The following is a 21,509-nucleotide window of genomic DNA, read 5'->3' on the forward strand; positions in this document are numbered from 1 at the left end:
CCCTGGCGGATCCGGGCCTTTTGTATATCCAGGGCTACTTCGCGGAGGCCTCCACGGCTGCAGCTTCAGCCTTTGCCACGCCGCCAGCGGCTTTCTTGGACCCGCGGCGCTCGATCCAGATGGCAATGCGGGAAACGCAGAGGTTGATCGCGATGTAGATTGCGGCAGCCACGAAGAAGATCGGGAACAGGTACTGGGTTCCCAGGAAGTCGGCCATGACCTGCACTGCCCGGAGCAGCTCACCGTAGGCGACGATGTAGCCAAGCGAGGTGTCCTTCAGGAGCACCACGAGCTGGGCCACCAAGGATGGCATCATCCGGCGGATGGCCTGGGGAAGTTCGATGATCATGCGGGACTGGAAGCTCGTCAGTCCCACGGTCAGGCCGGCTTCGCGCTGGCCCTTGGGCAGCGACTGGATGCCGGCGCGGATGATTTCCGCGAACACCGCAGCGTTGTACAGGACGAGGCCTGCCACGACGGCGATGAACTGGTTGGTACCGAAAACCAGCAGAACAAAGAGCATCATCAGGACTACAGGCATGCCGCGGAGGAATTCCAGCACGATGCGTATGGGAATCCGGATGGCGGCTACATCAGAGATCCGCAGGAGGCAAAGCAGCAGGCCCAGCGGAAAGGCGATGACTGCCGCGACGGCGGCCGCACTGAGGGTGGCGCCGACTCCGTTGCCGATGAGGGACCAGACATCCGCGCGGGTGAAGATGGCCCAGCGGCGTCCTTCGAAGATGCCTTGCTGCGCCAGTGTGCTGACGATCCACGCCAGCAAGCCTGCGATAAGCAGGGAGCCGACCACGGATCCGATCAGGGAAACCCGGCGGGCCTTGGGGCCTGGAACGTCATAGAGAACTGAGCTCATCGTGCGATCGCCACCTTTCGTTCGACCGTGCTGGCCAGGATGCCGAGGGGAACGGTGATGAGCAAGTAGAAGAAGGCAACACCCAGCAGGACTGCCATGACCTGGTCACCGTTGGCATTGGCGAGCTGCCTGCCGTAGCCGAAAAGCTCAAGGACGAAGAACGCGCCGGCCACTGAGGAGTTCTTTACGAGTGCTATCAGGATGTTGATAAGGGGTGGAATGACTGTTCGGAGTGCCTGCGGGAGAATGATCAGGGACAGTACCTGGCTGAACGTCATCCCTATGCTTCGGGCGGCTTCGGCCTGGCCCACAGGGACGCTGTTGACACCGGAGCGGACAGCTTCAGCGATGAAGGCCGCGGTGTAGGCGCTCAACGCGATGATGGCTGCCACCTCGAACTGCTCGAACTTCACTCCGATGCGCGGCAGCACGATTGCGGCAAAAAAGAAGGCAATGGTGAGGGGGGTGTTCCTCAGAATTTCCACGTAGGCCGTGCTGAAGCCGCGGAGAGCTGCAACGGGGGAGACCCTGGCGGCGGCGAGCAGCGTCCCCAGCAGGAGGGCGATCACTCCGGACACGGCAGACAGGAAAAGGGTTCGGAGAAAGCCGTTCCAGTAGAGTGGCAGGCTTTCGATGACGGCGTCCATAGGATCCTTCGGCTGGGTGTCGTGGACTGGAGCGAAGAGGGGGCGGCGGTTGCCGGAGCCGCGGTGAGCGGGGTCCGGCAACCGCCTGGCGTTACTCAGTAACGGTTGATGGCAGGGAGATCCGGGGCTGTCTTGATGACGGCACCGGCGGTGGCTTCCCAGGCCTTCTTGTAGGACCCGTCCTTGCTGAACGCTTCCAGCTGGTCATTGATCCAGTTACGGAACGCGGTGTCGTCCTTCTTCAGGCCGATGCCGTACGGCTCCTTGGTGAAGGTCTGGTCGGATGCCAGCTTGAAGGCATCCGGCTCCTTGTCCACAAATCCGGCGAGGATCACGTTGTCCGTGGTGACCGCCTCAACCTGCTTGTTGCGGAGCGGCTCAAGGCAGGCGGAGTAGGTCGCCGCCGGAACGAGTTCTGCTCCGTACTTCTCCACGATGGTGGCTGCCGGTGTGGAGCCGGTCACTGAGCAGACCTTCTTGCCCTTGACGTCTTCCGGCTTGGTGATGGAAGTGTTGTCCTTGTTGACCATCAGAGCCTGGCCAGCCTCGTAGTACGGGCCGGCAAAGCTGACAACCTGCTTGCGCTTGTCGTTGATGGTGTACGTGGCGATGACAAGGTCCACCTTGCCCTGCTCAATGAACGGTTCGCGGTTGGCCGAAACAGTTTCAGACCATTCGATCTTGTCGGCGGCAATTCCGAGCTTGGCGGCGATGAGCTTGCCCATCTCGACGTCAAAGCCAACAGGCTTGCCATCCAGGCCCACTTGGCCGAACAGCGGCTGGTCGTACTTGGTGCCGATCTTGATGGTTCCGGCGGAGGAGAGTTTAGCCATGGTGCTGCCAGCAGCGAACGACGGCTTCTCGGCAACGGGGGGGTTGCTGGTGGTGCCGGTACCGCTGCCGCCGCAGGCGCTCAGGCTGAGGGCCAGAGCTGCGGATGCGGCAACCAGAAGGGATTTCCTTCGGGTCAAAAATGCCTTCATGACATTCCTTTCATTGGATGGCCACCTCGCGGCGGCCAGGGTGCGAACTCGAAGGGACTCACTGGGTCAACAACTTGGACAGGAAGTCCTTCGCCCGGCTGCTCTTGGGATTGGTGAAGAACTCCTCAGGCTTTGCGTCCTCCACGATCTTGCCGTCGGCCATGAACACGACGCGGTCGGCGGCCTTCCGGGCAAAGCCCATCTCATGGGTGACCACGATCATGGTCATGCCTTCCTTGGCCAGCTGGATCATGACGTCGAGGACTTCGTTGATCATTTCCGGGTCCAGGGCGGAAGTGGGCTCATCGAAGAGCATGACCTTCGGCTTCATGGCCAGGGCGCGGGCAATGGCCACGCGCTGCTGCTGGCCGCCGGAGAGCTGGGCCGGCAACTTGGGGGCCTGATGTCCGACGCCGACGCGCTCCAGGAGAGCCATGGCGTCCTTGTCCGCCTCGGTCTTGGAGGCGCCCTTGACCTTGATGGGTCCGAGCGTGACGTTCTCAAGGATCGTTTTGTGGGCGAAGAGGTTGAACGACTGGAACACCATCCCGACGTCGGCCCGGAGCTTCGCAAGTTCCTTGCCTTCTTCGGGCAGCTCTCTGCCGTCGATCTTGATGACGCCGTCGTCGATGGTCTCGAGACGGTTGATGGCGCGGCAGAGCGTCGATTTACCCGAGCCCGACGGCCCGATGACCACGACTACCTCGCCCTTGCGGACGTTCAGGTTGATGTCCTTCAATACGTGCAACTGGCCGTAATGCTTGTTCACGGCGTTCAGGGAGACGAGAGCATCGCCGGGCACTTGAGTAGTCATAAGAAGAATCTAGCGAACATTAGCGGCTCATGACCGCAATCACTCCCAGTTCCTGCAGATCGTGATTCAAGAGATACCTGCAGGTCAGAGTCCCTGCGGCGGGCTCCAGCGCGCGGCAGCGGCGTCCGGCGACCCGCCACGCGCCGCGGGGGAACCCACGGAATTCCGCGCTACCCTGTGGGCATGAGTACCGATCCGAAGCACAACCCAGGCCAGGACCCCAGTGGAAAGCCGGCATCCGAAAGGCGCGACGCGCCGCCTGTCAACGGGATACGCCACAAAGGCCCGCTGGAGCTGCGGCGAAAGCAGGCCAAGGTCACGATGTCCGACCAGACCCTGCTGGACACCAAAGGTCCCGGGCAGTTCGTGCACACCGACCCGTGGCGCGTCCTGAGGATCCAGAGCGAGTTCGTGGAAGGTTTCGGCGCACTCGCCGACCTGGGGCCGGCGGTCAGTGTCTTCGGCTCGGCCCGGACCGTGCCGGGCAGCCCCAACTACGAACTCGGCGTCGAGGTGGGCCGGAAGCTCGCGGAAGCGGGCCTGGCCGTGATCACCGGCGGCGGCCCGGGGTCCATGGAAGCCGCGAACAAGGGCGCCGTCCAGGGAAACGGGGTGTCCGTGGGGCTCGGCATCGAGCTGCCCTTCGAACAGGGCATGAACCAGTGGGTGGACCTGGGCATCAACTTCCGCTATTTCTTCGCCCGCAAAACCATGTTCGTGAAATACGCCCAAGGCTTCATCGTGCTGCCGGGCGGGCTCGGAACCCTTGACGAGCTCTTCGAGGCGATGGTCCTGGTCCAGACCCGGAAGGTGACATCCTTCCCGATCGTGCTCGTCGGAACCGCATTCTGGAGCCCGCTGGTCGGATGGATCGAGAACACGCTGGTGTCCGAGGGCATGGTGTCGGAGGAGGATCTTGACCTGATTCAGGTGGTGGACGATCCGGCGCACGCCGTGGAACTCGTAGTGGAGGGGGCGGCCCGGCACCGGAACCCGAACGGCGGCGCGCCGGTCACCAACAGCAGCGACAAAGGCGGCACGCGGGCGTAAGCAAGCCGGCTGGGTAAGCCGGCCTGCGGCCTACCCAGCCGGCTTCTGGCACGATGGGGTGGTGAGCTTCTTCCTGATTTTCCTGGCGATCGTGCTGACCGGCGTCGCCGTCCTGCTGGGCACCGGTGCCGCGTCGAGGCTCTCCCGCCGCGGCCGGGGCCAGGGAGAAGCGCAGCCCTACGACGACGGCTTCGACGAGCCGGTGGCATCCCTGCCTCCCGTGCTCCTGCCGGAGGATGCCGTCCCGTCCGACGTCGACCACCTCCGCTTCGCCGTCGGACTGCGCGGCTACCGGATGGACCAGGTGGACCAGGTGCTGGACGAACTGCGGGATCAGCTTGCCGCCAAGGACAGGAAGATTGCGGACCTCGGGGAGGAACTGGGACGCCTGCGCCTGGCTTCGGGGCCGGGCCGGTGAACAAGCCGGCGGACGGGCCGCTGAACCCGGAGTCACCGGGCAGGGCGGACACGGCGGTAGCACCGGCTTATTCCGCTGCACCGCCGGGCCTGAACGCTGCCGTGCGGGCTCGGATGACTTCCGCCGGCGCCCGCGTATCCGGGTGGCCGTGGTGGGTCCAGGTGGGCGGGCTGTACCTGGCTGCCCGGCTGGTCAGTGCGTGGATATTCACGGCCGCTGCCCTGCATCAGGGCGTCAATCCCTGGTTTCCACCCAGGCCCGACTACTGGTCCTTCATCAACATCTGGGACGCCCGCTGGTACGGCGAGGTCCTGCAGAACGGCTACCCGGAGGTCCTGCCGACGGATGCGGCCGGCAACGTCCAGGAAAACGCCTGGGCCTTCTACGCATTGTTTCCGATGCTGGGCAGGATCCTTGCCGGCGTGACCGGGATGCACCCCGCCTTTGCCCTGACGCTCATCGCGGTGCTGTGCGGCCTCGGCGCGGCGCTTGTGGTCTACAGCCTCTTCAGGCAGAAGGCCACGCACACCACGGCGCTGTGGGGGACTGTGCTCTTCTCCACGTTTCCCGTGTCGCCCGTGCTGCAGGTGCCGTATGCCGAGTCGCTGAACCTCCTTCTGCTCGCCACGGCGCTGCTGCTGGTGGTGCGGCGCCGCTATCTGTGGGCGATGCCCGTCGTCGTGCTGATGTGTCTCTCGCGCCCCACCGGGGTGCCGTTCGCGGCAATGGCGGGGCTTCTTTTCGTCTACCGCCTCTGGCAGCGGCGCGCGGCAGGACGGCAGGCGGAATATGCGGCGGCGGCGGCGGCCGGGCACGGCACCACCCCGCACGGCACCACCCCGCACGGCACCACCCCTCACGGCCATTCCCAGCTGTGGTCCTTGGCCGGCCTGACGGCAGTCAGCGGGATCGGGGCCCTGCTGTGGCCCGTCATCGCCTGGGTTGCCACCGGAGACATCCAGGCCTACACCAAGACCGAAACTGTCTGGCGGGGTCATGACCTCGTGCCCTTCAAGCCCTGGTTCGACACGGGCATCCTGCTCTTCGGCCCCGCGCTGGGGATCCTGGCGCCCTTCGTCGTTGGCGGGCTCTTCACCCTGTTCATGATGTCCCGGCCCGTAGCCGCGCTGGGTACCGAGTTGCGGTTGTGGTGCAGCTGCTACATGGGCTATCTGCTGGTCTTCCTGCACCCCCAGACCAGCACCTTCCGGATGTTGCTCCCGCTCTTCCCGCTGGCCCTCAGCGTTGCGCTGATCTCACGGTCCCGGGCCTACCGCGGCGCCGTGGTCCTGATGTTCCTGCTGCTTCAAATCGTCTGGGTTGTCTGGCTGTGGGCCTGGGCGCCGTTGCCCGGCGGAGGAGACTATCCGCCGTGACACAACGCACCTTTCCGCGGCGCCGGCCCGGTTCCGCACGGCGCACAGGAAAGTCCAACGATTAGCTACAGGCGCGTAGTTACGCGATAATAGATGATAAGCAAGGACAAGAAGCAAACTGAGTTTATGGCCATGATGGCTCCCATCACGGCCGCCGGGCAGCTTGATTGACTAAGCGGACGCAGCCCGGCCGGGCTGGTAAGTCACTGGACTAATGGAGGGGATTTTCCTTATGGCGGCTATGAAACCACGCACCGGCGACGGCCCGATGGAAGTTACCAAAGAGGGACGAAGCCTGATCATGCGGGTTCCGCTCGAAGGCGGGGGACGGCTCGTCGTCGAGCTGAATTCGGTCGAAGCAACAAACCTGAAGGAATGCCTCGTCGGCGCTACCGAGTAGCTTCGCGGACGGCTTCACACCAGAATTCGAGAGGGCGGGCCGGCAGTCGGTTGACTGCAGGTCCCGCCCTTTTTCTGTACCGCTTTTTGGCCGGCCCGCCACTCCAGGGGCCCGGCGCCGGGGCCAGCCTCGCCCGGGCTATTTCTTGACGGCGATCAAAAGGCCGTCGCCGGTGGGAAGCATGGCCGACGCGAGGCGGTCGTCGTCGCGGATGGACTTGCCCACCTGCCGGAGCACCGCTGTGGTGGCCTCGCGGGCGGCGGGGTTGGCGACGCGGTCCTTGTCCAGAGCGTCGTTGACGACCAGCAGGCCGCCGCGTTTGAGCAACCGGATGGCCTGCTCGACGTAGCCCGGGTAGTTCGGCTTGTCGGCGTCAATGAACACCAGGTCGTAGGCGCTGTCGGTCAGCCGGGGGAGGACATCGCCGGCCCGGCCGGAAATAGTACGGGTCCGGTTGGCCGGGCTGCCGGCCTCCTGGAATGCTTCCCGCGCTGCCTTGAGGTGTTCGACGTCGACGTCGATGGTGGTCAGCACGGCGTGCGGCCCCAGGCCGCGCAGGATGCACACGCCCGAGACGCCCGCTCCGGTTCCGATCTCCACCGCAGTCTGCGCCTTCGAGGCAGCGGCCAGCACCGTCAGGACTGCGCCGACGCCGGGGCCGATCGGGGTGACGCCCAGCTCGAAGGACCGTTCGCGCGCGTGAATCAAGACCTCATCCTCGGCAGGCAGATCTTCTGCGTAGGACCAGCTCGTGGACTTATCGGCGCTCATGGGTATCGCTTTCTGGGCGGCAGGGGGGGTGTTCATTACAGCCTACTGTGTCGGGCCGGGCGGGGCCGGGAGGCACCTCTGCCGTGGCCGCGACGGCGGCCAAAGCCGCCGTTTCCGCCTTGGGCGGAAGGACGGCCCGCGTCAGGAAATTCCCAGCTTGATTTGAAATGATGGGTATCCGCTCATCCGCGTGGTGATCGGCGCCGAATCAAGGGTGCAGGAGCTTGCACCGGCAAGCACCACCCACGGCGTAAGTGCCATCACGAGGGGAGCGGACGATGTCGGTTCTGGCAGCTGTCCCTGAAACTGAAGAGTCCCAGCCCGCCACGGAAACCGAGTGGGTCCGGCCGACGTGGGAAGAAGTGGTGACCAACCACTCCGCCAAGGTCTACCGGCTCGCGTACCGGCTCACCGGCAACAAGTACGACGCCGAGGACCTCACCCAGGAAGTGTTCGTCCGGGTCTTCCGCTCGCTCGAAAATTTCAAGCCCGGCACCCTGGACGGCTGGCTGCACCGGATCACCACCAACCTCTTCCTTGACCAGGCGCGGCGCAAGAGCCGCATCCGCTTCGACGCGCTGGCCGAGGACGCTGAGTCCCGGCTTCCCGGCCGCGAGCCAGGCCCGGAACAAAGCTTCGAATTCAACAACCTTGACCTCGACGTGCAAGCAGCCCTTGAGGAACTGCCTCCGGCTTTCCGGGCGGCGGTCGTGTTATGCGACCTGGAAGGGCTGTCCTACGACGAGGTGGCCGTCGCCCTCGGCGTCAAGCTCGGAACCGTACGGTCCCGGATCCACCGCGGCCGGACCATGCTCCGGGAAAAACTCGCGCACCGTGACCCCCGCCCCCAGCAGTCCCGCAAGCCGAGGCTCAAGATGCCGCGCATCGCCGGTCTCCTCTGAACAGGTTGATGAGACTGCTGAATCGACTGCTGCGCGGCCTGCCGTGCAGCTACTCCGGCCGGTCCGGCCGCCGGGGCAACAGCTCCGGCGCGCCGCGGGCGGCCGGGGCCCGGAACTGGCGCCGGAAACATAGCGAGACATGCGAGGAATGCCGGCTGCGGGAGCGCAGGGAACGGCAGTACCTGGAGCGGCTGCGCGGCGCCGCCGTCCCCGCTGCCAGCGACGAGCTGACCGCGCGCCTGCTCGCCCGCACCGAGGAACTGGCTCGCGACCTCCCGCCGGCCACGCTTCGGGACACTGAGGTGCGGTCAGCGGTGCACGGGCCGGTGCACGGCGGAGCGCTGCATGGCGGCGCCCTGTACGGCGGCGCGGCGCACGGCGGAGCGCTGCATGGCGGATCGCGCCCGGCAATCCGGCTTGCGGCCCTGACCGCGGGCGGTGCAGCGGCTGCCGTTGCCCTGATGGCAGGATCCGCCTACCTGCTGGGCGGACATCCGGTCCCCGTGGCGGCCGCGGAAACCGCGTCCGCCATCCTGCAGGAGGACATGCGCCTCTCCGCGGCGGCCGCCGGGACGCCTGGCGCCGGGACGGCCCCAGGCTGGAGCATGACCGGCGAACCGGACATGACGCCTTCCGGCGCGCTCACCGCGGAGCAGCTCACTGCCCTGCGGACCCAGGGCTGGGCCTGTCCGGAACTCCGTGAGCTGGGCTTCCACCTGGTCTGGGCCCGGGGCGGCGTGGTGGCCGGTGAGGACGTTGTGGAACTGCGTCTCACCGACGGCCGCCATTTCGCCACGGTGCTGGAGCAGCACGTCGCACTGCCATCGCAGCGAGGCGCGTCCGGACTGCAACAGCCCGCTACCTCCCCTCCGGTCAACGTGCTCACCGGCCACACCGCGACGGGGGACGGCTTCACGGCGGTCGGCGGGCAGGGCACGGGCCTGCCGGCAGGCACGCCGCCCGAACGGCAGTCTCCGGCCGGAAACGGCACGCTCTGGATCAACCCGGCGGCACCCTTCAGCGCCATCTACCAGGGCTCTGCCGGTACCTTCACCTATGTGTCAGACCAGCCCGCCGAGCAGGCCGGCGAAGGAGTGGCCGCCCTGGTGCGGATGCCCGCCGTGCCGCAGCCGGAAACGTCGGCGGCGGAGGAAACCACCCCGGACGGGATCACGGCCCGGATCGAGCGCGGACTGGGCAGGATTCTGGAGCTCCTGGCCACGTGAGCGGCGGCGCGGCCGGCAGCCGCCGTCGTTCGGCACCGCGGAATCGTCGCAGCTCCGATTGAGAGGGTAATCTTCCTAAAGTGCTTGGAATCAACGGACCGGAGTTTTTACTTCTGCTGATCATCGGACTTCTCGTGATCGGTCCCAGCCGGCTGCCCGAATACACCCAGAAACTTGCCAATATCGTCAAGGAAGTCCGCCGGATGGCCTCCGGCGCGCGGGAACAGATCAAGGAAGAAGTCGGCATCGACATCGATGACGTCGACTGGAAGAAGTACGACCCGCGGCAGTACGATCCGCGCAGGATCATCAAGGAAGCCCTGCTGGAGGACGACAGCAAGCCCGTGAGCGCCGGGGCGCCGGCCGCGGTTTCGGCTGTCGCGGTGTCCGCCGCGGAGCAGCGGCCGGCCCGCGTCATCGAGCGCCTGCCCGAAGGCGAGCCTGCGCCCTTCGACTCAGAAGCAACCTAGCTAGACGATATGAAATGAGGGGTGGCAGGTCCTGGCCCCTCCGGGATCAGCCATTATCGCCGGGGCGGTCCCGCTGCGCCGGCTGGGGTGTAATCCGTGCCTCTGTGTGGTGGGCGGCGCTGCGGGGCCTGATCCCGGCGGTGATGTCCTTTATCCCGGACGGGCCAGGTAACGGCAAGAGGCCGGGGCCTTCTGTTTCACAGGGTCCGTGGGTTGCCATTGGCGGCTCCCTTGGCCTGACGGCTCGTCGGGGGTGCAATGGTAGTGCCACATGTGAGGTTTGGGAGGTCCCGGCTATGTTTGAGCATACTTTCATTGGTCTGGATGTTCACGCGGTCAACGTCGTGGGCCATGCGCTGAATCCGGCCACCGGGGAAATCACCGCCCACACCATGGTCGCTGACCCGGCCATGGTGCTGGAGTGGGTCCGGCGGTTCGAGCCGTCCGTCAAGGCCGTCTACGAATCGGGCCCGACCGGGTTCGTCCTGGCCCGCTACCTGCGGGCCGCGGGCATCAACTGCGTGATCACGGCGTCCTCGAAGCTGCTCCGCGCCCCTGGGGACCGGATTAAAACCGACCGGCGCGACGCCCGGGTGTTGGCCGAGATGCTCGCGGTCGGCTCGGTCACCGAGGTGCGGATCCCGGACCCGGAGGAAGAAGCCCTGCGGGACCTGTCCCGGCTGCGCTCCGGCACGGCCAAGGACCTCGCGCACGCCCGCCAGCACGTGAACGCCATCCTGCTGCGCAACGGCATCCGCTACCCCAAAGACGCAAGATGGACGAAAGAACACGGGCTGTGGCTGCACCGCCAACGCTTTGACGAACCGCCGCTGCAGTTCACCTACGAAGCCGATGTCGAGCAGGCCGAACTCCTCGCCGGGCAACTGGCACGGATCGACAAGCACGTCGCCGCCACGGCCGCTGCCTGCCGCTACGGCCCGGTGATTGACGCGTTGATGTGTCTGCGCGGCATCCAGATCACGACCGGGTTCGGGCTGGCCGTGGAGATCGGGGATTGGACCCGCTTCACCGGCTCGTCCATCGGCTCCTATCTCGGGCTGGTCCCCAGCGAGGAATCCTCCGGCCAATCCCGGCACCAGGGACCGATCACCAAGGCCGGAAACACCTATGCCCGCAAACTCCTCATCGAAGCCGCCTGGCAGCACCGGCGCCCCTACGCCCGGCCCGGGGAACGGCTGCTGCGCCAACTCGATCTCGTCGCCCCGGCCACCCGCATCCGCGCCCTGGAAGGAAACCACAGGCTCCACCACAAGTGGGAACACTTCGATGAACGGCACAAAATGTCAGTCAAGGCCAACACCGCGATCGCCCGCGAACTCGCGGGCTGGTGCTGGTCACTGGCCGCCCCGCTCCAGCAAGGAGAACGCATGAACGCGGCCTGACCCGAACGTGCCCCCGGGACGTGGTGCAAGTGCGATGGCAGCACACGGAGCTAACTCGAGACCGGGCTATGAGCAGACGGGTCAAACCGTCGACGCCCGATACTAGACACCGATACGCTCCAGCCGAACAAATCGTCATGCGGTAACCAACCCCGCGAATATCAGCCTGACACTGCAGTCGAGAAAAGACTCGCCAACACCTGTCACCACAATCGGCCGGCACACGATGAGCGGCCCCCGGAACCACAAAGCCAGGAGCCGCTCACCTCTGCCTCTTGACAACCGGGCCTACATATCAGCGCGGCTGCAGCCCCAGGGACATCCCCGGCAGCCCGCGCGGGACGGCGGCGAGCTTGCCGGCGATCTCCAACAGGGCCACGGCTGCGGGCGTCTCCGGACCTCCCAGCACCAGCGGAACCCCGGCGTCCCCGCCCTCACGCAGCAGGATGTCCAGCGGAATCTGCCCCAGCAGCGGAACGTCCGTGCCCACCGTGGCGGACAGCCGTTCGGCGAGGATGGCGCCGCCGCCGCTGCCGAACAGCTCCATCCGGCCGCCGTCGGGCAGCTCCAGATAGGACATGTTCTCCACCACGCCGGCCACGGACTGGCCGGTCTGGGTGGCGATGGCGCCGGCCCGTTCGGCCACGTCCGCGGCTGCGGCCTGCGGGGTGGTCACGACGAGGATCTGCGCCTTCGGCAGCAGCTGGGCCACCGAAATCGCAATGTCGCCGGTGCCCGGCGGCAGGTCCAGGAACAACACGTCGAGGTCACCGAAGTAGACGTCCGTCAGGAACTGCTCAAGCGCGCGGTGCAGCATCGGTCCACGCCATGCGACCGGCTGGTTCCCGGTGACGAACATGCCGATGGAAATGGCTTTGACCCCGTAGGAAACCGGCGGCAGGATCATGTCATCCACCCGGGTGGGGGACTGGGTGATGCCCATCAGGGCCGGGACGGAGAAACCGTACACATCCGCGTCCACGATGCCCACCCGCAGCCCCTGGGCGGCCAGGGCGCAGGCCAGGTTGACCGTCACGGAGGACTTCCCCACCCCGCCCTTGCCGCTCGCGACCGCGTAGACCTTGGTCAGCGAGCCGGGCTGGTTGAAGGGGATCCCGCGCTGTCCGCCGGGGCCGCGCAGCTGCTCCTTGAGCGCGTCGCGCTGCGCCTGGGTCATCACCTTCAGGTCGACGTCGACGGCGGTGACGCCGGGCACGGCGCTCAGCGCCGCCTCGCAGTCGGCCGTGATGGTGCCGCGCAGCGGGCAGCCCGCAATCGTCAGCAGCACGGTGATCCGTACCCCGCCGGCGGCGGAGATCTCGACTCCGTCGACCATGCCCAGTTCGGTGATGGGGCGGCGCAGTTCCGGGTCGATCACGGTGGCGAGGGCCGCGTGCACGTCCCTGCCCAGAGGCGAGTCCAGAGGTGAGTCCAGGGGGGCGCTGTCCGGCGTGGTGCTCATGGGGTGAATGCTCAGCTCTCGGGGAAGATGCGGTGTGCAGGTGAAGCGGTGTTCTCCGGCTTGGTGTCGGCGGGGCTTTCCGGCGGGCCGTCCCGCTTGCCGTCCCGCTTGCCTTCGGCCTTGACCCGTGGGATCTGCTGGGTCCGCGGGCTGCGCTGCTTGTCGCGACGATCCTTCAGTTTCTCCTTGACCTTCTCTCGCGGGGTCTCGTGGGCGCCGGCCGACGGGTCATGGGTGCGCAGTTCCTCCTGCGCCTCCAGCATGTCCTCCAGCAGGCTGCGCAGCTCGGCCCGGACATAGTCGCGGGTCGCCACTTCACGCAGGGCAATGCGCAGCGAGGCCAGCTCCCGGGTCAGGTACTCCGTGTCCGAGAGATTGCGTTCGGCGCGCTGCCGGTCCTGCTGGAGCGAGACGCGGTCCCGGTCGTCCTGGCGGTTCTGGGCAAGCAGCAGCAGCGGCGCTGCGTAGGATGCCTGCAGCGAGAGCATCAGGGTCAGCAGGGTGTAGCCGAGATCCCGGGAATCGAACTGCCACTCCCCCGGGGCAAAGGTGTTCCAGACCAGCCAGAAGAGGCAGAACACGGTCATGTAGACCAGGAACTGGGGCGTGCCCATGAACCGGGCGAAGCCCTCGGTGGCGTGGCCGAAGGCGTCCGGGTTGGGGGAGAACTTGGGCAGGATCCGCGCACGGCCGCTCAGGGGTGTGTCGAGGCTGCCTTTGCCGGTGGATTTGCTGCCCGGGCGGACGGTGGAGGTTCTGGGGGTGCCGTTATCAGCCAATGCGGCCTCCGAGCTTCCTTATCGGGACGTCGTCCTCGTGGGCGCGCCAGTCATCCGGCAACAGGTGATCCAGCACGTCGTCAACAGTCACCGCCCCCACAAGCCGTCCGTCGCTGTTGACCACGGGGAGCGAGTTAAGGTTGTAGGTGGCCAGGGTCCGGGCCACCTCACTGATGTGCGCCAGGTCGGAGACCGGCTCCAGGGTCTTGTCCACGAGGTTGCCCAGCGGTTCGGGCGGCGGGAAGCGCAGCAGCTGCTGGATGTGGACGACGCCGAGGAAACGGCCGGTGGGCGTCTCCAGCGGGGGCCGGGCAATGAAAATCGAGGACGCCAACGCAGGGGAGAGTTCCTCGCGGCGGACATGGGCGAGGGCCTCGGCGACGGTCGCTTCCGGGGGCAGGATGACCGGGACCGGGGTCATCAGGCCGCCGGCGGTGTCCTCGTCGTATTCGAGCAGGCGGCGGACGTCTTCGGCGCCCTCGGGCTCCATCAGCTGGAGCAGCTCCTCGGCCTGGGCGCTGGGGAGCTCGGCGAGGAGGTCGGCGGCGTCGTCCGGATCCATTTCCTCCAGCACATCGGCGGCGCGGTTGACGTCCAGGGCGGAGAGGATCTCCACCTGATCGCCTTCGCGCATTTCCTGGAGGACATCGGCGAGCCGCTCGTCCTGGAGTTCGCTGGCGACCTCGAAGCGGCGCTTGTCGCTCATCTCCTGGAGGGCTTCGGCGAAGTCGGCAGGTTTCAGGTCCTCATGCGTGGCGACGAACTGGGTGGCGGCCTGGGGCTCGGTCCGGGCACCCTGCTGCGCGTCGGCCCAGTCGATGATCATGGTCTCGTTGCGGCGCAGCCTGCTCAGCGGCGAGAGGGAGTGGCCGCGGCGGACAAAGAGTTTGCTGACGAACCAGTCGCCGGAGCGGTGCTTGTCCATCGCGATGTCCTCGATGGTCGCGTCCCCGCTGCCGTCGGCGAGGGTCACCCGGCGGTCGAACATCTCGGCCACCACCAGGGTCTCCGCGCCGCGCTGTTCGAAGCGGCGGAGGTTCACGAGCCCCGTGCAGATGATCTGGGTGGGGTCGATCGAGGTGATCCGGGTCATCGGTACGAAGACGCGCTTCTTCCCGGGGACCTCGACGACGATGCCCACCACGTGGGGGGTGCCGCGGTTGCCGCGGGAGAGCACAACGACGTCGCGCAGCCGTCCCAGACGGTCGCCCAGTGGGTCGAAGACATCCAGTCCGAGGAGGCGCGCAACAAACACCCGCGAAAGATTTGTGCTCACCTGTACAGGCTACCGAGTCTGCTCTCTTTTAGCTGAATTTACAGGCGCACCCCAGCCGGATAGGTAAGAATGGGAATATGTCAAACATTTTTGGTGCCCCCAGGGCTGGCGCCCCCACCGGCCCGGACGAGGCCCGCACTGTCCCCAAGGGCGACACTGTCGGTTCCTACACTTCCTACCTGGATGCCCAGAAGGCGGTGGACTACCTGGCCGACCAGCAGTTCCCGGTGCAGATGGTCTCGATCGTGGGCAATGACCTGAAGATGGTGGAGCGGGTCACGGGCAGGCTCAGCTACCCCCGCGTGGCCCTGTCCGGCGCCCTGAGCGGCATGTGGTTCGGCCTCTTCGTCGGCGTCATGCTGTCCTTCTTCTCGCCGACCGGCGGTTACTTCTCGATCATCACGTCAGTGCTGATGGGTGCAGCGTTCTTCATGCTCTTTGGCATCGTCACCTACGCGATGCAGCGTGGAAAGCGTGACTTCACGTCGACCAGCCAGGTCGTGGCGACCAACTACGACGTCGTGGTGTCCTTCGAGGCCGCCAACGAGGCACGGCGGCTGCTCCACCAGCTGCCGATGACCCAGCATGACGCCTCCGCGCCGGCCGGTTACACGCAGCACGACTACCAGCAGCAGCCGTACCAGCAGGCCCCGCAGCAGCCCGGCCAGCAGCCGGGCCAGCAGGCCCCCCAGCAGCCCGGCCAGCAGGGCCATGCGCCGCAGCGTCCCGCGGGCTGGAACGACCCTTACGGCCAGCGCAGCACGGAAGCCGGCCACGGGCCGGACGCAGAGCAGCCGGCCGAACCCTCCCAGCAGCCAGGCGCCCCGGGCGGACAGCCCGCCGAAGCGGCTCCCCAGGGCCAGCAGGAACCGGCCAAGCCGGCGGCCGTCCGGTATCCCGACCTGCCCGACGGCCGGCCGCAGTACGGTGTGCGGGTTTCTCCCAAGCGTGAACCCCGGCACGACGGCTCCAAGCCGTAGCTGCTGCTGATCCGTCGCGGCTATTCCGTCAGGGCGGAGGCCTGCCCACATCCAGCTGCGCTTCAACAGCAGAGAGCCCCGGGCCGGGGCCATCCCCCTGTCGTGGGGCGCGGTGTGGGCTACGGCTGCTGGCCGTCGGCTTCCTGGTAGATGCCCGCCATCCAGGACTCGACGTCGTCCGCCTTGCGCGGCAGGGCGGCGCTGAGGTTGACGGGACCCTCGGCGGTCATCAGGATGTCGTCCTCGATGCGGACGCCGATGCCTCGGTATTCCTCCGGAATGCCGAGGTCCTCGTTCTTGAAGTACAGGCCGGGTTCGATCGTGAACACCATGCCGGGAGTGAGGACGCCGTCCAGGTACAACTCACGCTTCGCCTGGGCGCAGTCGTGCACGTCCAGCCCCAGGTGGTGGCTGGTGCCGTGCGGCATCCAGCGGCGGTGCTGCTGGCCCTCGGGGCTGATCGCTTCCTCCACGGACACCGGCAGCAGACCCCACCCGGCCAGCCGCTCCGCCAGCACGGTGGTGGCGGCCGTGTGGATGTCGCGGAACTTCGTGCCGGGCTGCGCGGCGGCAAAACCGGCGTCGGCGGCGTCGAGCACTGCCTCATAGACCTTGCGCTGGATCTCCGAGAAGGTGCCGTTGGCCGGCAGGGTGCGGGTGATGTCCGCGGTGTAGAGCGAGTCGGCTTCGACCCCGGCGTCGAGCAGCAGCAGTTCCCCGGCGTTGACCTTGCCCGTGTTGCGGGTCCAGTGCAGGACGGTGGCATTGTTGCCGGCGGCGGCGATGGTGTCATAGCCGAGCTCGTTGCCTTCCTCCCGGGCCCGGGCGAAGAACGCGCCTTCCACGACGCGTTCGCCGCGCTGGTGGGTGAGGGCCCGCGGAATGGCCTTGACCACCTCGGTGAAGCCCTCCACGGTGGCGGCCACGGCGAGCTTCATCTGCTCGACTTCCCACTCGTCCTTGAGCAGGCGCAGCTCCGAGAGGGCCTCGGTGAGCTTCTCGTCCAGGGCATCGAGGATTCCCAGGTCCAGGTTTTCCGGATCCTTGGCCGTGTTGTAGCGGGCGGTGTCCACGAGCGCGTCGATGTTTTCGTCCACTTTGCGCACGAGCCGGATCGAGATGCCGCCGATTTCCGGGGCTCCGACATTCTTGGTGATGGCGAGTTCGAATTCGCCGAGGTCGGCGGTCGCCAGGCCGAGCTGGGCCCTGAACTCGGCGAGGGTCGGGCGGGCGCCGATCCAGAACTCGCCGGAACGGGAGTCCGCGTAGAACTGTTCGGTGTCCCGGCCGGCCAGCGGGCGGAAGTAGAGCGTCGCGTGGTGGTGGCCGCCGTCGTCGCCCTTTCCTTCTTCCGCGGGCTCCAGGATGAGGACGGCGTCCGGCTCATGGTCCAGGCCCAGGCCGGTGAGGTGCGCGAAGGCCGAGTGCGGGCGGAAGCGGTAGTCGCTGTCGTTAGACCGGACCTTCAGCGGGCCGGCCGGGATGACCAGGCGTTCACCTTTGAACTGCTCTGAGATGGCGCGGCGGCGGCCCGCGGCGTGGTCGGCGACGACGTCCCGTTCGGGGAGCTGCTGCTGGGACGGTGCCCAGTTGCTGGCCATGAACGCTTTGAAAGCGTCGGAACTGGGCCGCTGCGAGCGGTTGTTGACGCGCTCTTCGAGGGGCTGGGAAGCGGAGACTGGGGTGTTATCTGCATCGTTCACCGTCCCATCGTCTCACCAGCGGCGCGGCTTAGGCCAACAGGCTGCCGTGGCCCATCTACTAGGCTGGTGGGGTGAGGATTGATCTGCATGCCCACTCGAATGTTTCCGACGGTACCCAGGAACCGGCCGACGTGATGGCGTCCGCCGCGGAGGCGGGAATCGACGTCGTCGCCCTGACCGACCACGACTCCACCGCCGGCTGGGCCGAGGCCGGGCAGGCGGCCCGCGAGCACGGCATCGCCCTGGTCCCCGGGATGGAGATCTCCTGCCGGACTTCGGAGGGCATCAGCGTCCACCTGCTCAGCTACCTTCACGACCCGGCCCATCCGGGTCTGCTGGAGGAAATCACCAAGGCCAAGGATGCGCGGTACACGAGGGCCGAACGGATGGTCAGCCTGCTCGCCGAGGACTACCCCCTGACGTGGGACGACGTCATCCACCACGTAGCGCCCGGGGCAACCCTGGGCCGGCCGCACATCGCCGACGCGCTCGTGGCCGCGGGGGTTGTGGGAGACAGGTCCGAGGCGTTCAGCTCGATCCTGACCTCGCGCTCGCGCTACTTCGTGCAGCACTACGCGCCGGATCCTGCGCTTGCTGTCGAACTGGTCCGCGACGCCGGCGGGGTCCCGGTCTTCGCGCACCCGGTGGCCTCCGCCCGCGGACGGATCGTGGGGGAGCGCACCTACCGCGAAATGATCGACGCCGGCCTGGCCGGGCTGGAGATCTACCACCGGGACAATCCCGAGGAGGGCCGGACGTTCCTGCGCCGGCTCGCGGAGCGGCACGGACTGCTGGTGACGGGTTCCTCGGATTACCACGGCGCCGGGAAACCGAACCTGCTCGGTGAGAACCTGACCTCGCCCGAAGTCTTCGCCCGGATCGAGGAACTGGGCACCGGATCCGCCGTGGTGCGCTGACTGGCGCTCTTGCCCCGACGCCCCGCACGTTGCGCTATCAGTCAGCGTCTCCGTGAGGGCCGGATAAGCACCGGAGCTGATAGCGCAACGAGGGCTGCGCGTCAGTTGGCCGGGAACGCGGTGAACTCGGCGTGGGCCGCCAGGCGCTTGGCCATGACGTCGATGGCCGGCTGGTTCTGGTCCACGCAGATAAACCTGCGGTCCAGCTTCGCGGCGACGGCTCCGAGCGTTCCGGAGCCGGCGAAGAAGTCCAGGCACCAGTCGCCGGGCCTGCTGGAGGCCGCGACGACGCGGCGGATCAGGCCCTCGGGCTTCTGCGTGGGGTAGCCGGTCTTCTCCTTGCCGGTGGGGGAGACGATGGTGTGCCACCAGACGTCGGTGGGCAGCTTGCCGAGTTCGCGTTTGGCCGGTGTGACCAGGCCCGGCGCCATGTACGGCTCCCGGTCCACCTCGGCGCTGTCGAAGTGGTACCTGGCCGGATTCTTGACGTACACGAGGATGTTGTCGTGCTTGGTGGGCCAGCGGTACTTGGCCCGGGCGCCGTAGTCGTAGGCCCAGATGATCTCGTTTAGGAAGCACTCCCGGCCGAAGATGGCATCCAGCATGACCTTGGCGTAATGCACCTCGCGGTAGTCCAGGTGCAGGTACAGGGTCCCGTCGTCCGCGAGCAGCCGCCAGGCCTCCACGAGCCGTGGCTCCAGGAAGGACCAGTAGTCGCTGAACGCGTCGTCGTATTTGTGCAGCGCGCCCTTGATCGTGTCGTAGGATCTGCCCTTGAAACCGACCCGGTCGCCCTCGCCGCCGGCGTTGAGCACCATCCTGGTTTCCTGGCGCTTCTGGACCCGGCCGGTGTTGAACGGCGGGTCCACATAGATCAGGGTGAAGGCGCCGTCCGGCAGCGTGGGGAGGTACTCCGCGTTGTCCGCGTGTACCACCAGGTTGCTGCCTTCAGGCGCCCAGACGGTGTCAGTCATGAAGGGGTTTAGGCCTCGGCGTTGCTTGGCTGGGAGCTGCCCTGCTGTGCCTCGCCGACAACTTCGCCGTTGCGGCGGCGCGTGCGGGTGCGGCGGCGGGCACGGGTGGCGCGGTCCACCTCGGTCGTTGCCGCGGCGGCCCTGGCGGGTGCCGTCGCGGTTGCTGCCGCCTCCGGAGCCTGGCCGGTTGCTGCCTCGGCCTCGGCGGCCGGACGACGACGGCGGTCCCCGGAGCGCCCGGCCGACTCGCCGCCGCCGCTGCGGCGGCTGCTGCTGCGGCCGCCGCCAGCGGTGGTGTCACGTTCCGCACCGCGGCCGGACTCACGACCGGCTCCGCGGCCGCTGCCGGTTGACCCGCTGTCCCGTCCGCCGCTGCGGGTACTGTCACGTCCGCTGTCGCGTCCGCTGGGGCGGGCGTTCTTCTTGCCTGTCTCGCCGAGGTCCTCGAGGACTTCGGCGTCGACGCCGGCCAGCACGCGTTTGTCGCGGGGCAGGCGGCCCTTGGTGCCCGCGGGGATGTCCAGCTCCTCAAAGAGGTGCGGGGAAGAGGAGTACGTTTCCACCGGTTCCGGGACGCTCAGGCCCAGGGCCTTGTTGATCAGGCCCCAGCGGGGCATGTCATCCCAGTCGACGAAGGTCACGGCCGTGCCCTTGTTGCCGGCACGGCCGGTGCGGCCGACGCGGTGCAGGTAGATCTTTTCGTCTTCGACGCACTGGTAGTTGATGACGTGCGTGACGTCGTCGACGTCGATGCCGCGGGCGGCGACGTCGGTGGCCACCAGGACATCCACCTTGTTGTTCCGGAAGGCGCGCAGCGCCTGCTCGCGGGCGCCCTGGCCGAGGTCGCCGTGGATGGCGGCGGCAGCGAAGCCGCGGTCCACCAGTTCCTCGGCAACCTTGGCGGCCGTGCGCTTGGTCTTGGTGAAGATGATGGTGCGGCCACGGCCGCGGGCCTGCAGGATGCGGGCGACGACCTCGATCTTGTCCATGCTGTGCGCACGGTAGATCAGCTGGCGGATGTCGCGCTTGGTCAGGCCCTCGTCGTCCGGGTCGGCGGCGCGGATGTGCGTCGGCTTGGTCATGTAGCGGCGGGCCATGGCGACGACCGGACCGGGCATGGTGGCCGAGAACAGCAGCGTCTGGCGCACGGGCGGGGTGCCGGCGATGAGGGTTTCGACGTCCGGGAGGAAGCCGAGGTCCAGCATTTCGTCGGCCTCGTCAAGGATGACCATCTTGACGTTCTTCAGGACGAGGTGCTTCTGCTTGTAAAGGTCGATGAGGCGCCCCGGGGTGCCGACGACGACCTCGACGCCCTTCTGCAGCGCTTCGACCTGCGGCTCGTAGGCTCGGCCGCCGTAGATCGTGGTGATGCGGGCGTTGCGCTTGCGGGCGGCGTTCTGCAGGTCATTGGCGACCTGGACGGCCAGCTCGCGGGTGGGCACGATCACGAGGGCCTGCGGAGCACCCGGGGCGGCGAGCTTGTCGAACCCGGCATCGTCCGGTCCGACGACGCGCTGCAGCGCCGGGATGCCGAAGCCGAGGGTCTTGCCGGTGCCGGTCTTGGCCTGTCCGATAATGTCGTGGCCGCTGAGGGCGACCGGCAGGGTCATGGCCTGGATCGGGAAGGGGTGGGTGATGCCGGCGTCGGCAAGGGACTCCACGATGTCGGCGCGGACGTTGAAGTCGGCGAAGGTTTTCTCGGCAATCTCGTGCGGCTTTTCGTCCGAGATGATGGTCTCTTCCGGCTCGAGCGTTTCCGTTCCGGATTCGTCGGTCAGAAGCTGGTGCGTGTGCAATTCACTCACAGGGGAGTTTCCTTATTCATTTTGGGCTGCGCTGCTTGCTCAACGGGGCCGGCCGGGAGGCCGTTCCGGAGCACGCTCAGGCGCGCAAGCAAATCCAGTGGAAGCCGATCGCGGGCTATCTAAATGCTGGCACTGGGGACCAGCGGGTCTATCTCAAGATCGCGTAGGGGCGGGCTTGTTGAATTCGAAAATCATGGAAATCAACGACCGGGCATCCATATCTACCCTTTCAGTCTAGCTGTACGCAGCCCGGAACCTCGACTGGCCGCGCAATTGACC

General features: G+C 67.0%; 21 protein-coding genes. 10 read left to right on the forward strand and 11 right to left on the reverse strand.

The window, feature by feature from the left end; translation table 11 throughout:
* Window positions 1-34: 34 nt before the first annotated feature.
* From ACVWZ8_RS13740 to ACVWZ8_RS13755, 4 genes are all read right to left on the reverse strand, one after another.
* Complete coding sequence (locus ACVWZ8_RS13740) at window positions 35-874, reverse strand: amino acid ABC transporter permease (RefSeq protein WP_426978835.1); 840 nt, start codon at window positions 872-874, stop codon at window positions 35-37.
* Window positions 871-1,521: an amino acid ABC transporter permease gene (locus ACVWZ8_RS13745; RefSeq protein ID WP_426978834.1), complete on the reverse strand. Its 651-nt coding sequence runs from the start codon at window positions 1,519-1,521 to the stop codon at window positions 871-873. The genes ACVWZ8_RS13740 and ACVWZ8_RS13745 overlap by 4 nt, the downstream gene beginning before the upstream one ends.
* Before the next feature lie 95 nt (window positions 1,522-1,616).
* Entirely contained in the window at window positions 1,617-2,504 is an 888-nt protein-coding gene (locus ACVWZ8_RS13750; RefSeq protein ID WP_456504919.1) for a glutamate ABC transporter substrate-binding protein, read from the reverse strand.
* A 58-nt stretch (window positions 2,505-2,562) separates the two neighbouring features.
* On the reverse strand, window positions 2,563-3,318 hold the full coding sequence (locus tag ACVWZ8_RS13755; protein ID WP_426978830.1) for an amino acid ABC transporter ATP-binding protein: 756 nt from the start codon (window positions 3,316-3,318) through the stop codon (window positions 2,563-2,565).
* A 183-nt stretch (window positions 3,319-3,501) separates the two neighbouring features.
* On the opposite strand from ACVWZ8_RS13755, the gene ACVWZ8_RS13760 reads away from it, so the two are divergent.
* The 4 genes from ACVWZ8_RS13760 (at window position 3,502) to ACVWZ8_RS13775 (ending at window position 6,562) form a co-directional block, all read left to right on the forward strand.
* Window positions 3,502-4,368, forward strand: a complete 867-nt coding sequence (locus tag ACVWZ8_RS13760; RefSeq protein ID WP_456504920.1) for an LOG family protein — start codon at window positions 3,502-3,504, stop codon at window positions 4,366-4,368.
* Window positions 4,369-4,429: 61 nt separating this feature from the next.
* Window positions 4,430-4,786, forward strand: a complete 357-nt coding sequence (locus ACVWZ8_RS13765; protein ID WP_456504921.1) for a DivIVA domain-containing protein — start codon at window positions 4,430-4,432, stop codon at window positions 4,784-4,786.
* 113 nt (window positions 4,787-4,899) lie between these two features.
* Window positions 4,900-6,162 (forward strand): hypothetical protein, encoded by a 1,263-nt coding sequence (locus ACVWZ8_RS13770; RefSeq protein ID WP_426978827.1) that lies wholly within the window; start codon window positions 4,900-4,902, stop codon window positions 6,160-6,162.
* 232 nt (window positions 6,163-6,394) lie between these two features.
* The gene (locus ACVWZ8_RS13775; protein WP_354245265.1) at window positions 6,395-6,562 is read left to right on the forward strand and encodes a DUF3117 domain-containing protein; all 168 of its coding nucleotides are present in this window, start codon (window positions 6,395-6,397) and stop codon (window positions 6,560-6,562) included.
* Window positions 6,563-6,700: 138 nt separating this feature from the next.
* Here the strand turns inward: ACVWZ8_RS13775 and ACVWZ8_RS13780 are convergent, their stop codons facing one another.
* Entirely contained in the window at window positions 6,701-7,333 is a 633-nt protein-coding gene (locus tag ACVWZ8_RS13780) for an O-methyltransferase (protein ID WP_354245479.1), read from the reverse strand.
* Between the two features lie 278 nt (window positions 7,334-7,611).
* On the opposite strand from ACVWZ8_RS13780, the gene sigE reads away from it, so the two are divergent.
* The 4 genes from sigE to ACVWZ8_RS13800 all read left to right on the forward strand — a co-directional run bounded on the left by sigE (window position 7,612) and on the right by ACVWZ8_RS13800 (window position 11,334).
* Window positions 7,612-8,235 (forward strand): RNA polymerase sigma factor SigE, encoded by a 624-nt coding sequence (gene sigE / locus ACVWZ8_RS13785; protein ID WP_426978825.1) that lies wholly within the window; start codon window positions 7,612-7,614, stop codon window positions 8,233-8,235.
* Window positions 8,236-8,243: 8 nt separating this feature from the next.
* Window positions 8,244-9,461, forward strand: a complete 1,218-nt coding sequence (locus ACVWZ8_RS13790; protein WP_456504922.1) for a hypothetical protein — start codon at window positions 8,244-8,246, stop codon at window positions 9,459-9,461.
* 80 nt (window positions 9,462-9,541) lie between these two features.
* Window positions 9,542-9,931, forward strand: a complete 390-nt coding sequence (locus ACVWZ8_RS13795) for a twin-arginine translocase TatA/TatE family subunit (protein WP_456504923.1) — start codon at window positions 9,542-9,544, stop codon at window positions 9,929-9,931.
* Window positions 9,932-10,227: 296 nt separating this feature from the next.
* On the forward strand, window positions 10,228-11,334 hold the full coding sequence (locus ACVWZ8_RS13800; protein ID WP_456504924.1) for an IS110 family RNA-guided transposase: 1,107 nt from the start codon (window positions 10,228-10,230) through the stop codon (window positions 11,332-11,334).
* Between the two features lie 295 nt (window positions 11,335-11,629).
* Here the strand turns inward: ACVWZ8_RS13800 and ACVWZ8_RS13805 are convergent, their stop codons facing one another.
* Genes ACVWZ8_RS13805 through ACVWZ8_RS13815 form a run of 3 tightly spaced genes read right to left on the reverse strand, consistent with a single transcriptional unit; the run spans window position 11,630 to window position 14,851 of the window.
* Window positions 11,630-12,796, reverse strand: a complete 1,167-nt coding sequence (locus ACVWZ8_RS13805; RefSeq protein ID WP_456504925.1) for an Mrp/NBP35 family ATP-binding protein — start codon at window positions 12,794-12,796, stop codon at window positions 11,630-11,632.
* A gap of 11 nt (window positions 12,797-12,807) precedes the next feature.
* Entirely contained in the window at window positions 12,808-13,575 is a 768-nt protein-coding gene (locus ACVWZ8_RS13810) for a DUF1003 domain-containing protein (protein ID WP_456504926.1), read from the reverse strand.
* Window positions 13,568-14,851 carry a magnesium transporter MgtE N-terminal domain-containing protein gene (locus ACVWZ8_RS13815; RefSeq protein WP_426978817.1) on the reverse strand — a complete coding sequence of 428 codons (1,284 nt, stop codon included), beginning with the start codon at window positions 14,849-14,851 and terminating at the stop codon, window positions 13,568-13,570. Before ACVWZ8_RS13815 ends, ACVWZ8_RS13810 begins: the two co-directional genes overlap by 8 nt.
* Before the next feature lie 77 nt (window positions 14,852-14,928).
* Here ACVWZ8_RS13815 and ACVWZ8_RS13820 point away from each other — a divergent pair, with 77 nt between their 5' ends.
* Window positions 14,929-15,831, forward strand: coding sequence for a general stress protein (locus ACVWZ8_RS13820; protein ID WP_456504927.1), 903 nt, complete (start codon window positions 14,929-14,931; stop codon window positions 15,829-15,831).
* A 119-nt stretch (window positions 15,832-15,950) separates the two neighbouring features.
* Here ACVWZ8_RS13820 and ACVWZ8_RS13825 read toward each other — a convergent pair whose 3' ends face one another.
* Window positions 15,951-17,534: an aminopeptidase P family protein gene (locus tag ACVWZ8_RS13825; protein ID WP_456504928.1), complete on the reverse strand. Its 1,584-nt coding sequence runs from the start codon at window positions 17,532-17,534 to the stop codon at window positions 15,951-15,953.
* Window positions 17,535-17,605: 71 nt separating this feature from the next.
* On the opposite strand from ACVWZ8_RS13825, the gene ACVWZ8_RS13830 reads away from it, so the two are divergent.
* Window positions 17,606-18,451 carry a PHP domain-containing protein gene (locus ACVWZ8_RS13830; RefSeq protein ID WP_456504929.1) on the forward strand — a complete coding sequence of 282 codons (846 nt, stop codon included), beginning with the start codon at window positions 17,606-17,608 and terminating at the stop codon, window positions 18,449-18,451.
* 101 nt (window positions 18,452-18,552) lie between these two features.
* Here ACVWZ8_RS13830 and ACVWZ8_RS13835 read toward each other — a convergent pair whose 3' ends face one another.
* Together ACVWZ8_RS13835 and ACVWZ8_RS13840 are read right to left on the reverse strand one after the other, a co-directional pair.
* Entirely contained in the window at window positions 18,553-19,425 is an 873-nt protein-coding gene (locus ACVWZ8_RS13835) for a DNA-methyltransferase (RefSeq protein ID WP_426978813.1), read from the reverse strand.
* Window positions 19,426-19,433: 8 nt separating this feature from the next.
* Window positions 19,434-21,230 (reverse strand): DEAD/DEAH box helicase, encoded by a 1,797-nt coding sequence (locus ACVWZ8_RS13840; RefSeq protein ID WP_426978812.1) that lies wholly within the window; start codon window positions 21,228-21,230, stop codon window positions 19,434-19,436.
* Window positions 21,231-21,509 lie beyond the last annotated feature (279 nt).

It is taken from the genome of Arthrobacter sp. UYCu723 (assembly GCF_054059215.1).